Origin of the sequence: Arcanobacterium ihumii (assembly GCF_900604515.1) — a bacterium.
Classification (GTDB): domain Bacteria; phylum Actinomycetota; class Actinomycetes; order Actinomycetales; family Actinomycetaceae; genus Arcanobacterium_A; species Arcanobacterium_A ihumii.
In genome coordinates this window covers 584,354-597,585 of the sequence record NZ_UWOS01000001.1, presented here as the reverse complement: position 1 = coordinate 597,585, position 13,232 = coordinate 584,354, and the positions used below count along the sequence as shown (strand labels likewise).

The following is a 13,232-nucleotide window of genomic DNA, read 5'->3' as shown; positions in this document are numbered from 1 at the left end:
TTTGAATGAATGTGAAGTGCGACTGCTTTGCTCTCGAACTGCGCAGGATTACTAACTTCTTGCAGATTCGTCATTGAAATTCTCTTCATATAAAAGTTCAGGCGATCTCTGATTCATTAAAGCAGTAAAACTGCTGATCAGAGATCGCCTGAACTCTATTGCTATTCAATTCTGAAATTAGCAACAACCGGTTTGGACGAGGTCCTCGGCGTCGCGATCACGCTTGCGCCAGAAGTCGCGTTCACACATTGGCGGATGGTCGGGATGTTCGATTCTGTGGCGTGCTACGTATCGTTCGTAAGCGTTGTCGCCAAAGAATTCATGAACATACCAGCGTATTTCGCTCAATCCGCGAGCAAGAGCCGAAAAAACCTTAGTCATCATTGTTGTTACTTTCAGTGTCCGGAATGCTTCGAAGGGACTAGCGCAGGTTCTCCAACAACTTCAAACTCCTGTTCGAGTTTGTGCTCAAGCGAGGTTGGGAACATGTGGGTAGGTGCGTAGTACTTCGACTCTTCGAATGGGTCTTCGGAAGTAATTGGCTCCACGCGCTTGAATGCCTTAACGATCTCGATAACCGCGGCGATGAAAACAAGTGCTACAACCACAACGAAGAGGATCGAAAGAGTTCCTTGGATAAAGGTGTTACGAGCAACTGCTTCTTGGATCTCCGTATTTGCGGCATCTAGCTTTCCAGAAGCGAGGAGCTCCTTAGCTTTTGCGTGCTGAGTCCAATAACCAAGAGCTGGATCAGGCGAGAAGATCTTCTGATAAGACGCCGTAAACGTCGTCGCAGTGTCGAAGACTAGTGGTAGTGCTGGGATCCAGATGTACTTCTTGTAACCCTTACGTGCCACCATGACCGTAACAACCATCAGTGCCACAGCTGCAATGAGCTGGTTAGCAATACCGAAGAGTGGGAACAAAGTCTGGATTCCGCCACGTGGATCAGTGACACCCATGAGTAGCAAAGATCCCCACGAAGCTACAACAACTCCGGTTGCGATCCATCCGCCGACCTTCCATGAAGGATCTTTGAACTTTGGAATCCAGTTGCCTAAGGCATCAGAGAGCTGGAAACGGGCAACACGAGTGACGGCGTCAACCGCAGAGAGGATGAAGAGCGCTTCGAACATGATTGCGAAGTGGTACCAGAATCCTGCCATCGAGTTTCCGCCGATCCACTGACGCATAATGTTGGACATCGAAACTGCCAAAGTTGGTGCACCGCCGGTACGGGAAACGATTGACTTTTCGCCTACGTCTTCTGCAACCTTCTTCAGCGCTTCTTGGCCATAGTAAGTTACGGTCTTGCCATTTTCGTCTTCAGTGGTCCAGTGAGCTTCAATCTTGTTTCCCGATACATCGGTGACGCCCATCTTCTTGATTGCGCTTGCTGCCAAAGCTTCTGGAGTTTGTGAAGCTGCAACAACTTCTGGACCTGCGATCTTCTGAAGTGAAGCTGCGGAGGTATTCATCGAGAAGTAGATTCCTTGCGAAAGACTGGTAGCGGCAGCAAGGGCCATGATTGCCACGAAGGATTCCATAAGCATGCCGGCGTAGCCAATCATGCGGACCTGAGATTCTTTTTGAATCATCTTAGGTGTGGTTCCCGAAGCAACCATTGCGTGCATTCCCGAAAGAGCACCACAAGCAACGGTAATGAAAAGGAATGGGAAGAGTGTTCCGGCGAATACTGGACCAGCAGTGTTGCTTGCAAATTCAGTAACTGCAGGCATCTCGAGTACTGGGCGAACAAAGACGATTCCAAGGGCAAGGAGAACGATCGTTCCAACCTTCATGAAGGTAGAGAGATAATCGCGTGGTGTGAGGAGCAGCCAGACTGGAAGAACTGCGGCGAAGAAACCGTAGATAACCATTGCCCACACCAATGTGGTTGGGGAGAGGTGGAGGTATTCACCGAAGGAGCTTTCAGCAACCCAGCGTCCGCCGATAATTGCGAGGACTAGGAGGGCGAATCCAACAATGGAAACTTGTGTAACCTTTCCAGGCTGAACAAAGCGCAACCAGAGTCCCATACCGATTGCGATTGGAAGAGTGCAACCAACTGCGAATACGCCCCAGGCGCTTTCGGCAAGAGCATTGACGCAAACCATTGCAAGAACAGCAAGAACGATCATGAGCATGATGAAGACGATGATTGTAGCAAGGGTTCCGCCAAATCTACCGATTTCATCGCGAGCCATCTGACCGAGTGAGCGGCCACCGCGGCGCATTGAGAAGAAAAGAACGAGCATGTCTTGAACAGCACCTGCAAACAGTACACCAAAAATGATCCAGAGGGTGCTTGGGAGGTAGCCCATCTGAGCTGCTAAAACTGGGCCAACTAGTGGTCCTGCACCAGCGATAGCTGCGAAATGGTGGCCATAGAGAACCACTCGGTTGGTTGGATCAAAATCTTTTCCATTGTTGATGCGCTCTGCTGGGGTTGCATTGCGATCATCGGGACGCATGATCTTCTTCTGAATGTATAGTGCATAGAAGCGGTATCCAATTGCGTAGGTACAAACTGCGGATACCACAAACCAAATAGCATTGACATCCTCACCACGAATAATGGCAAGCATTGTCCATCCAAGTGCTCCGAGTAGTGCAATTCCTATCCAAAGGGCAATTCTCCACCAAGTCCATTTGGTGTGAGGCTTGGTACCAACTGGAATACCATCTTTATTTCTTATGACCCACTTTTCTTCTTCTGGAGTGTAAGTGGGAAGGTCGGTGGCAGCGTGTTTTGCCATAACGATCTCCGTTGCTCGTAATTGAATGCCAGTTTTTGTACTGCATGTACAAAAACTGTGAGAACCAGATAGTACAAATAGTATAAAACTGATCCCGATAGATTTGAACATAAATATTGGCGGTATGCAAAAGTAAAAAGCTCTGGGTGGGCAATCGCGAATAATCACAATTACTCACCCAGAGCTATTGGTACTTAAGTCCGAAATATTAGGACTTGAGCTGGAGATCAGGCCTTTGTGGAGTCCTTTGCTGGAGCTAAGGAAAGTTTCTGTACCCAGCGGTAGAGTGCGTAGATCACTCCTGCAAAGACGATGACTCCTAGAATCTGAGTTGGTATATCTCCAAAGTTGAATACGGCAAGTGCTTCTTCATTCGATGTTGCACCAATAATCCCAGCAAGGATGACGCCGAAAAGCGATTCACCCACAATAAGGCCGGTGGCAAGGAGAATGCCGAGTCGCTTGATTGGTTCTGGATTCGCCTTGCGCTCTGCCCATCGATCGTATGCGCGACCAATGAATGCGCCGAGTGGGATCATGAGAGTAAGTGAAACCGGAAGGTACATGCCCATTCCGACGGCGAGTGGAGGAAGGCTCCATCCCTTCACCTTGTTGAGAACTTCATCGATGACGATGATAACGACGCCGATTAGGGCACCGAGTCCAATTCGGCTCCAGTCGAGTGAGTTGCCGAAGATGCCGTCTGCAACGGAGGAGAGGAGTGCTGCCTGTGGAGCGGCCAGAGCGTTTTCTCCCGCACCTGGCGCGCCAACAAATCCGAATCCATCAAGCATTAGCTGAAGAACTGGTGGAATGATGAGCGATCCAAAGATAACACCAATTACGAGTGCTACCTGCTGCTTCCAAGGAGTTGCTTCAACGAGCTGTCCAGTCTTGAGGTCCTGAAGGTTATCGTTTGAAATCGTGGCGATTCCGAACACAACAGCCGATGTGAATAGTGTGTATGCAACTAGAGCAGGGGCGTTCGATGCGGATTCGTTTCCGGTTACTACCTTAATCAAGAGAGCTGAGGTAAGAACCACAATGATTCCAACACCAGAGATTGGCGAGTTCGAAGCGCCGATGAGTCCGGCCATGTAGCCACAAACTGATGCAACGATTAGACCAATAAGGAGAACGAAGAGGATCGAAAGGATAACAAGAGTTACTGTGTGGTTAGAGATCTCCGAAACATGTATGAATAGGTAAAGGAGAGCGCCGATTGGAAGCATCGATGCAAGGATGGTTCCCAAAACAATATTGAATGGAATATCGCGTTCGGTAATTGGAACATCGTGACCGCTCTTGCGGGTGCGTGACGATGCTAGTGATTCCTTGATACCACGGGCAATCGGACCAATGATCTTGATGAGAGTCCAAACAGCTGCAACGGCCATTGCGCCAGCGCCTACGAAGCGAACGTCTGACTTAAAGGTTGCGGCAACAACATCAGCAAATTCGCCGCCGTGGGTGAGGGCTTCTGCTGAGAAATATGGGAGAAGTGCGCCGTAGGAAATCAATAGACCTACGATCATCGCGATACCTACAGCAATTCCGACTAGGTGTCCGACGCCGATGAGCGCGAGGGAGAGGCTGGAACCTAACATTGTTCCACCGGCGCCCACACGGAAGGTGGTGGAGATAGATCCTGCTACGCCCTTCATTGCGGCGAGCAGTGCATATCCAGCGGATGCGATTGATCCCCAGATTATAACGGCAAGACCCTTCTTGTTTTCTTCGGCATTTTCGATGTTTTCGCTATCGGAGCCAACTTTGAGAACTTCTGCGGCGGCAACGCCTTCGGGGTAGGGAAGATCTGAACCAGTGACGAGTGCTCGACGCAATGGAATCGAGTACATGACGCCCAAGATTCCACCGAATGCGCAGATCGCTGCGGTGGTCCAGTAAGGGAATCCACTCCACCAGCCGATCATTACCAAACCAGGGAGCACGAAGATGATTGCGGAAAGCGTCCCAGCTGCTGAAGCGATGGTCTGAACGATGTTGTTCTCTTGGATCGTGTGACCCGAGAACTTGCGAAGAATTGCCATCGAGATGACGGCAGCTGGGATGGAGGTCGCAAAGGTAAGGCCAACTTTAAGGCCAAGGTAAACATTTGCGGCTGTGAATACGAGCGTGATGAGACCGCCGATGATGATCGCACGGATTGTAAGCTCACGAACTGCAGATGGACGCGTTTTAGCCGCGGCAGTGGCTGGTCTATTAGTGGATGACACAGCAAATCCTTTCTCGGTGTGCAGCGCATACGAAAGTGCAGCGCCAAATTATTTTATGCACGTATCTAGGAAAGATATATACATCAAAATTTTATTACTTTTTTGCAGAAATGTGCGATAAATCAATAAAGAGAGTTGTAAATACCACTACGATTCTTACTCATGGCAATGCATGAATATTAGCCGGGGAATTGTTGCTAACTTTCCCCACGGCAGCGTCAACACGAGCAGTTTTAAAGAAAGGGTTAGACTTCTTTAGTACTTCGGTAAGGACTTCGTTATCGGAATTGCCTGGGTTTAGCCATACATCAAAATCTTTTTCATCAACGACGATGGGTTCACGATGATGGATATCCTTCAGTTGATTTGCTGCTTTCGTAATAATGGTTGTAGACAGAATCCACTCTTCTCCATCTTTCCACCACGAATATAGCCCTGCAAAGGCGAGTGGTAAGCCATCGTCGCGAGTGATATAGAAAGGACATTTCTTTCCAGCATCATTCTTCCACTCGAAGTAGCCATCGGCTGGTACAAGACATCTGCGTGAGTTAAAGGAAGTCGCAAATGAAGGCTTCTCGGTTAATGTCTCACTTCGTGCATTAATCATCTTCACACCAATTCGCGCATCTTTTGCCCACGAAGGTATTAAACCCCAGCGTGCAACGTGAGCTTCTCGGACGACGGCGGATACGGCGTCGTCGTAACGTTCAACGATAATGCGCACGTCATTCGATGGTGCAACGTTCCATGAAGGCGGAAGTTTGAATACGGCGTCGGCAATCGACGTGAGCTTGAATAGGGAAAGTTGCCTTTCAGGCTCCACATATAATGTAAATCTTCCGCACATACGTGAATTGTAGGTGTTTTCCACCGAGTGTGTGAATGCTACAGCGATCTATGTATTCTTGAGGGACTCGATTAATTTGCGGAAAATAAAGAGGCAAACATGCGATTATGGTCAATTCACCCATCATTGTTGGACAGGCAGGGACTCGTGGCACTATGGCGCGAAGCGCTCCTTGCACAAGCTGTTCTTGCAGGTCGCACGCAGGGCTATACCAGGCATCCACAGTTAATACGGTTTCGGCAATCCACTGATCCCCTTGGCGCGATTGCTGCCTATTTGGATGCGGTTTATGTGGAAGCGGTCGCACGCGGATATAAATTTGATCCAAATCGGATAGATCACGTCGAACGTTTAGAATCGCAGATCAACGTTACCGACGGTCAACTTGAGTATGAATTGGAGCATCTGCGAAATAAGCTACATGCGCGGAACCCACACTTATTAAGCATAGTCCCACAAGCCAATCCGCCGATTCATCCCTGTTTTAAGAAAGTCGAGGGTGAGGTTGAGCCTTGGGAAGTGATAACTGCTTAATGGCCTTGAGGAATCGTGTAGAGGAATGAAAAATCAAAGGCTATCGAGCCTAATCATAGGACCATGGCGGCAATCCAGCCCGCAACCAGTAGTGGGATGTTGAAGTGCAAGAATGTTGGGATAACCGAGTCTCGAATGTGGTCGTGTTGACCATCTACGTTCAGTCCCGATGTGGGACCCAAAGTGGAATCTGACGCCGGTGAGCCCGCATCGCCCAAGGCGCCAGCGGTACCGATAATCGAAACGGTAGCGAGTGGGGAGAACCCTAGGCTGAGGCATAGAGGCACATAAATCGTGGTGATGATCGGCAAGGTGGAGAACGAGGATCCGATTCCCATCGTGACGATCAGACCAACGATAAGCATTGCGAAAGCAGCGGCGGGTTTATTCCCGGAAAATAGGTTTGACGCCCCATCTACCAGAGAAGTTACGTCGCCGGTGGCGTTCATAACGGCTGCAAAGCCCTGGGCGGAAATCATAATGAAGCCGATCATCGCCATCATCTTCATACCTTGGGTGAAGACGTCGTCTGCCTCGTTCCATTTTACGGCTCCGGTGACCATGAAGATCGATAGCCCCACTAGTGCGCCGACTAGAAGTGAGTCGGATTTAAAACCTGCGCTCATCATGAAGAGCTGAATTCCAAAGGTTGCGATGATTGCTACGAGTGCAACGGTTACGCGATACCGAGATGGCTCGGTAAATGTTGACGATTCTTGAACTGCAGGAGCGGTTTCGGTGTAAGAGCGTGGTTTGCGGTAGCTGAAGAAGATTGCGATAAGGAGTCCCACGAGCATGCCGAGCGCAGGAATTGCCATGGCAACCATAACGTTGATGCCGTCGGTGTTTAAACCCGCGGTATTAATGTTCTTAAGAAGAATTCCGTTAAGGAAGATTGCACCGAAGCCAACCGGTAGGAACATGTAGGTTGTGACCAGTCCAAATGTGATGACACACGCGATGAGACGGCGGTCAATGTTGAGTTTATTGAAGATTGGTAGCAACGGCGGAATAAGGAGAGGGATAAAGGCGATATGAACCGGAATAAGATTCTGGCTCATAATCGCCATTGCCAAGATTCCTGCAATCATTCCCCATTTAGCGATCAGTGTGGCACGACGATGGAGTCGAAGTTGGTAGGCTGAGTCGCTGGCTTCATCTGTTTCGTGGTTAATCTTTCCAATCAGCCACTGGGCAAGCATCTCGGGGAGTCCAGAGCTGGCAACCGCCATCGCGAATGCGCCGAGCAAAGCGTAGCTAAGGGCAATTTTTGCGCCGCCTGAAAGACCGTCTTGGAATGCCAGCATTGTTCCGTCAAATCCGAGTCCGCCAATAGTTCCGCCTACTAGTGCGCCAATAAAAAGCGAAAGCACCACATGGACCCGCAGGACGGCTAGTACGAGCATGACGATAACGGAGATTAAAACGGAGTTCATATTCAGCATATTAAGCTATCCACGCGATCTTCTGTTTGGGTGGTATGCATCGTGAACAGTTGGCAGAATAGGAATGTGAGCAAATTAAACTATCTTCCAACTGGCGATCAATACCATGCAGATCCGCAGCGATACAGTCATACGGTGCTTGCACGCTGTGGAAATACAGGTTTACAACTTCCTCGAATAGCGCTTGGGCTGTGGCATAACTTCGGTGATGACCGTCCATTTCAAATTCAACGTGAGATTATTCGCAAGGCATTTGATCTCGGGATCTTTCATTTTGATCTGGCGAATAACTATGGGCCACCCTACGGTTCTGCAGAGGAGAACTTTGGCAGGGCGCTTGCTAAGGACTTGGCTTCCCATCGCCATGAGCTCATTATCTCCAGTAAAGCAGGATGGGATATGTGGGACGGACCGAACGGTTTCGGTGGTTCCCGTAAGTATCTTTTGAGCTCTCTCGATGAATCTCTCCAGCGCATGGGGCTGGATTATGTAGATATTTTCTACCACCATCGCCCGGATGCAGATACCAATATCGAAGAATCAATGATGGCGCTTCACGATGCCGTGAAGTCAGGAAAAGCGCTTTATGCTGGAATCTCAAGTTACTCAGCTGCAGCTACTAAGGAGGCTGCGGATATTATGCGAGAATTAGGAACTCCGCTGGTTATTCATCAGCCTTCCTATTCGATGCTCAATCGTTGGATTGAAGAAGGTGAGCCTTCATTACTCGATGTAGTTGCAGAACAAAACATGGGAACGATTGCGTTTACGCCTCTTGCACAGGGACTCCTCACAAATCGTTATCTCAACGGAATTCCCGCAGATTCTCGAATCGGAGCCGGCAAGATGGATAGAGACTTCTTCAACGATTCTATCCTTGACCATGTTCGTGAGCTTAATCGAATTGCGCAACAGCGAGGCCAAACTCTTGCACAGATGGCAATTGCTTGGATTTTACGCGACCAAGGTGATCGCACAGTTACAACGGCCTTGGTGGGTGCTTCTTCGGTAGCACAATTGGAGGACTCAGCGGGTGCTCTCAATAACCTTGAATTCACCGATGATGAGCTTAAATTGATCGATCATCATGCAGTTGAATCAGGGGTCAACCTGTGGTGGGATGCCACTCAATCGCGTGTATAGCGGGACTGATTCAGAATCATAATGTGTGAAAACGCTTAATTGTGGCGGTGGTTTCGAGGCGAAACGGTCCTCGAAACCACCGCCACCTATATGATGGACTGAGTAGTTTGCGGGAATTGTAGAATTACCCCAAGCCCGACCAAAGATTTTCTTTTCATTAAGCGATTCTTCGAGGAATCAGCTGGCAATAGGCAAGGTGGTAGGCATGAATAAAATTGATGAGCTGATTATTAGTACCGCGAAGGCAGAGGGCTTAAAAGACGCACAATCGATCGTTATTTTTGATGATCCCCACGCAGACCTCTTCCGTGCTGCGCTTGAAGCCAGTGCTCGAGATCGTGGGTGCCAAATTTACATTGGCTCTAGAACTGCTACTCAGGCGCGTAACAGTGCAAAATTGGCTGATGATTTCCTAATGCGTTCGCGTGTTCACATCGGTGGCTTAGATGGAAGTCTTCGCCTCGATGAATTTTTCTTAACGGTTGTTAATGCTGGTCAGAATCCTAATTTTGCCAAGAAAGTCCTTGTTCTTAGCCACCTTCCGAAGTCCCTTGGTGAACTGGAATATCTAGTGTCCTCTCTGGCTCCGTTTGGACCTAATGTAACCTTCGTTGGCGGTGCCAATACCAAGCATATGAGCCGAAACCAAAACGTCATTTTGGAACAGGCGCTAGGGCAGTGCCAAGCTACCCGAGGAGTTGGTAAATATCGTTGCCTAGTCGGGAAGCAGGAGGTCATGGATCAGATTGTGAGTGAATCAACCCTCATCGAAGTTTCCTCTTATGCTCCGACCATCCAAAACTCGAAGTATGGAAAGATCGCGGGAATTGGAGGAGTATTTGGCGGAGCCAAAATCGATCACGGTGGAGAGTTCTTAGGGGAAGTAGCCTCTGCAGATATTTACCGAATCGTTTCCGATTATCGCCGCGGATTTGACGACGCTCCACGTATTGTTGATCTAGGTTGTGGAAACGGTGCAGTATCGCGCCAACTCTTTGCGGAGCTTGAGGACGCAACTATCTTTGCCACAGATATCAGTGCCGATGCATGCGCCTCAGCAGCGATCACGCTTGCCCCAGAAATTAAAGCCGGAAAAGTACAAGTTAGTTGGGCGGATGCTGCTCAAGATATTCCGAGTAATTGGGCGGACTTCGTATTGCTCAATCCTCCGTTCCACGAAGGAACACGTATCGATGCAACAATGATTAAGAACCTGCTTGTTGCTGCACACCGTATTCTTTGCCCAGGTGGTGACCTCTACCTAGTCCATAATTCACATCTTCGCTACCGCCCAGAAATTGAAAAGAGTTTCGATCGAGTCCGAGAACTCGATCGAAACTCCAAATTCACGGTTCTCCAAGCTCGGAAATAACGCGTTCGTCCGTGAGGAGTTTTCTAGGTAAGTATCTTGCCTGGAAAATCAGCGTTTCCAGTACAACCCTTTACGCAGGTACTGCGGCTCAGATGTAACCAAGACTCCAAGGTTTCGGAAAATACCTTCGTCAACCGATCCTAGAATCGTCGTAGTATGAACATCGCAACCACGCAACTTTTCCAGCTCAGATAGAGCACGTCGAGCGTCGTTCGAGGTACCTGCAGAAACGGATAAAGCAATCAGAACTTCGTCGGTATGAAGTCGTGGATTGCGTGAGCCAAGGTGTTCCGTCTTGAGCGTCTGGATCGGGGTGATTGATTCAGGTGATAGTAACTTCACCGAATCATTGATTCCTGCAAGTACTTTAAGCGCATTGAGTAACATCGCTGCTGAACATCCGAGTAGCGCGGACGTCTTTCCGGTTACGATTCGACCGTCAGGCAATTGAATTGCCGACGCCGGTGCGCTGGTTTCTTTAGCGAGGTCCAATGCTGGCTTAACTACCGGACGATTACCAGTGCTCAAACCAAGCTTGCTCATGATCAAGCTGATGCGACCGGAGATAACAGGTTTTTGGTCGTTGAGCTTTTCATCAACTACAGCTTTGAAGTATCGACGAATAATCTCTTGTTTCGATGCTTCGCGGGTAACGTCGTCGTCCGAAATACACATACCTGCCATATTGACGCCCATATCCGTTGGTGATTTATAAGGCGATGAACCGGACATCTCAATGAGCAAGGTTGCTAGTAGTGGAAATACTTCGACGTCGCGATTGTAGCTCACAACCTGCTTTCCATAGGCAGCGAGGTGGAAAGGATCGATAAGGTTAACGTCGTCGAGATCGGCGGTTGCGGCTTCGTAAGCAACATTCACTGGATGATCGAGCGGTATATTCCAAATCGGAAAAGTCTCAAACTTCGCATAGCCGGCTTTAATACCTCGCTTATAGTCGTGATAGACCTGCGAAAGGCACGTGGCGAGTTTGCCCGATCCGGGACCGGGAGCAGTCACGACGATCAGATCCCGACTGGTTTCAACGTAGTCATTCTTACCGAATCCTTCATCGGAAACGACTCGAGTTGATTCCGTGGGATATCCAGGAATTGTGTAATGCTGAGAAACTGTGAGTCCCAAGTGTTCAAGACGTCGGGTGAACTCCTGTGCGATCTTCCCTTCCTCATCAGCTCGAGTAAGAACGATGTTGTTGACCAAGAAGCCACGCTCACGGAACACATCAACTAGGCGAAGTACATCATCTTCATAAGAGATACCCAGATCGGCACGAATCTTTTGACGCTCTAGATCCATTGCGTTGACAACAATGATGATCTCAAGTTCGTCTTTAAGCTGTTCAAGCATCACAATCTTGTTATCCGGTGTGAAACCTGGCAAAACGCGTGAAGCGTGCATATCGTCAAAGAGCTTGCCGCCCATTTCGAGGTAGAGCTTTCCACCGAGTTGCTCACGACGCTTGGCAATATGTGCCGACTGCAAAGCAATGTACTTTTCTCTATCAAAACCGATAGCGACCAATGAATTTCCTTCCATTAAAAGGTTCTGTGAGCCGGTGATCGTCGATCAATTCTTGACTGCACTCGCGAAGCTTGCAGTTAGAGGAATAATCGGCATCAGCAGGCACTGGTAAGCATGATAAACGTCAGGTTTACCAGGCCAAGTGATTCCCGAAGGCTCATTATTACGATCAAGTTCATGAGTCCATCGTCCGGGCTTTTCAATAATTTTAGCAATCGCGAAATCACATAGTTCATCAAAATGGTCATTCATACGGTTAACGAGAGTTTGATCATTAACATCTTCACCGTAGGTAGCCAGTGCTGCTGCTGCTGCGATGCCTTCACAAACTGTCCAGTGCATACGCTCGTGCACAACCGGCTCACCGTCGTACGACGTGGTGTAAACGATTCCAGGAGCTCCATCAACATTCCAGCCGTCCGCTAAAGCTTGGTCATAAAGGGAAATCGCAGCTTCTGGAATGGAAGCGAGCCAAGCGTCGTCGGCATTAATCGAAGCTCGCTCAGAATCTTCTACAGTGCCAGCAGCAACCCAGAACTGAAGCGCGAGCCGGGCCCACTCAATTCCGTGACCAGGGGTAACTCCGAAAGGACGGAATGGATCGGCTGGACAGTCTTCGTTGAAGTTTGGTAGGAGATTCCAATTGACATCAAAATGTTCCGGGATTCTCCAGCCGAGCTTCTGAGCGCTTCCCAGCACGAAGTGCAAGATTGAGCCGGCTTTAGATAACCAGGTTATATCGTGAGTAGCGTCCCATGCGGCGAGCGAGCCCTCAACGGTGTGCATATTGGCATTAACACCACGGTAGGGTTCGTTCTCTGTAAAGGTACGGTCCCACGATTCGCATACCAATCCGGTGCTCTCCCAGAAGTGGTCTTCGTGTGCTTGCTTAGCAAGTGCGAAGAGCTCTTCGGCGCCGTCAATTCCCGCCTGAATTCCCGACGACGAAGCCAAGAGCACGAAGGCATGCGCATAAGCTTCCTTACGGCTTGCGCGCTCATTGAGTGGTTCGTGTGAATCGAGTGAAATCGTTGAGAAGAAACCGCCGAATTCTTCGTCATAGAAATTATTGAGCAGGCTGCGGATGCCATGTTCGGCATATTCTTTTGCCGCTTCGTTTCCGCGCATGTAGGCCAAACAGAATACGTGAGTCATACGGCAGTTGATCCAAAGCTGCGCACCGGCATCTACGTCGATTCCTCCAACGGCATCCATAGTCCCAAAACCAGCATCAACGCGGGATTTCTGTGCAAATTCCACTAGGGCTTCAGTTTCTGAGACGAGCCATTGGCGGGTTTCTTCTGTTACGTACATTGTTGTGTTCCTAAAATATTGATTGTTTGAGATGAGATTGAT

At 49.1% G+C, this 13,232-nt stretch carries 10 protein-coding genes; 3 read left to right on the top strand and 7 right to left on the bottom strand.

The window, feature by feature from the left end:
* Nucleotides 1-177: 177 nt before the first annotated feature.
* The 4 genes from EIH22_RS02665 to EIH22_RS02650 all read right to left on the bottom strand — a co-directional run bounded on the left by EIH22_RS02665 (nt 178) and on the right by EIH22_RS02650 (nt 5,843).
* Nucleotides 178-384 carry a YbdD/YjiX family protein gene (locus tag EIH22_RS02665; RefSeq protein WP_124054261.1) on the bottom strand — a complete coding sequence of 69 codons (207 nt, stop codon included), beginning with the start codon at nt 382-384 and terminating at the stop codon, nt 178-180.
* An 11-nt stretch (nt 385-395) separates the two neighbouring features.
* Nucleotides 396-2,759: a carbon starvation CstA family protein gene (locus tag EIH22_RS02660; RefSeq protein WP_124054260.1), complete on the bottom strand. Its 2,364-nt coding sequence runs from the start codon at nt 2,757-2,759 to the stop codon at nt 396-398.
* A gap of 227 nt (nt 2,760-2,986) precedes the next feature.
* Complete coding sequence (locus EIH22_RS02655) at nt 2,987-4,996, bottom strand: OPT family oligopeptide transporter (RefSeq protein WP_124054259.1); 2,010 nt, start codon at nt 4,994-4,996, stop codon at nt 2,987-2,989.
* A gap of 160 nt (nt 4,997-5,156) precedes the next feature.
* The gene (locus EIH22_RS02650) at nt 5,157-5,843 is read right to left on the bottom strand and encodes an SOS response-associated peptidase (protein ID WP_124054258.1); all 687 of its coding nucleotides are present in this window, start codon (nt 5,841-5,843) and stop codon (nt 5,157-5,159) included.
* A 99-nt stretch (nt 5,844-5,942) separates the two neighbouring features.
* On the opposite strand from EIH22_RS02650, the gene EIH22_RS02645 reads away from it, so the two are divergent.
* Nucleotides 5,943-6,377, top strand: a complete 435-nt coding sequence (locus tag EIH22_RS02645) for a pyrimidine dimer DNA glycosylase/endonuclease V (protein ID WP_124054257.1) — start codon at nt 5,943-5,945, stop codon at nt 6,375-6,377.
* A gap of 53 nt (nt 6,378-6,430) precedes the next feature.
* Here EIH22_RS02645 and EIH22_RS02640 read toward each other — a convergent pair whose 3' ends face one another.
* Nucleotides 6,431-7,813 (bottom strand): Na+/H+ antiporter family protein, encoded by a 1,383-nt coding sequence (locus EIH22_RS02640; protein ID WP_124054256.1) that lies wholly within the window; start codon nt 7,811-7,813, stop codon nt 6,431-6,433.
* A gap of 75 nt (nt 7,814-7,888) precedes the next feature.
* Between EIH22_RS02640 and EIH22_RS02635 the strand changes: the two genes are divergently transcribed.
* Together EIH22_RS02635 and EIH22_RS02630 are read left to right on the top strand one after the other, a co-directional pair.
* Nucleotides 7,889-8,965, top strand: a complete 1,077-nt coding sequence (locus EIH22_RS02635; protein WP_327537479.1) for an aldo/keto reductase — start codon at nt 7,889-7,891, stop codon at nt 8,963-8,965.
* A 205-nt stretch (nt 8,966-9,170) separates the two neighbouring features.
* The gene (locus EIH22_RS02630) at nt 9,171-10,337 is read left to right on the top strand and encodes a class I SAM-dependent methyltransferase (protein WP_124054255.1); all 1,167 of its coding nucleotides are present in this window, start codon (nt 9,171-9,173) and stop codon (nt 10,335-10,337) included.
* A 48-nt stretch (nt 10,338-10,385) separates the two neighbouring features.
* Here the strand turns inward: EIH22_RS02630 and EIH22_RS02625 are convergent, their stop codons facing one another.
* Both EIH22_RS02625 and EIH22_RS02620 read right to left on the bottom strand, forming a co-directional pair.
* Complete coding sequence (locus tag EIH22_RS02625) at nt 10,386-11,891, bottom strand: DUF1846 domain-containing protein (protein ID WP_124054254.1); 1,506 nt, start codon at nt 11,889-11,891, stop codon at nt 10,386-10,388.
* A gap of 30 nt (nt 11,892-11,921) precedes the next feature.
* The gene (locus EIH22_RS02620; RefSeq protein WP_124054253.1) at nt 11,922-13,190 is read right to left on the bottom strand and encodes an AGE family epimerase/isomerase; all 1,269 of its coding nucleotides are present in this window, start codon (nt 13,188-13,190) and stop codon (nt 11,922-11,924) included.
* Nucleotides 13,191-13,232: the final 42 nt, after the last annotated feature.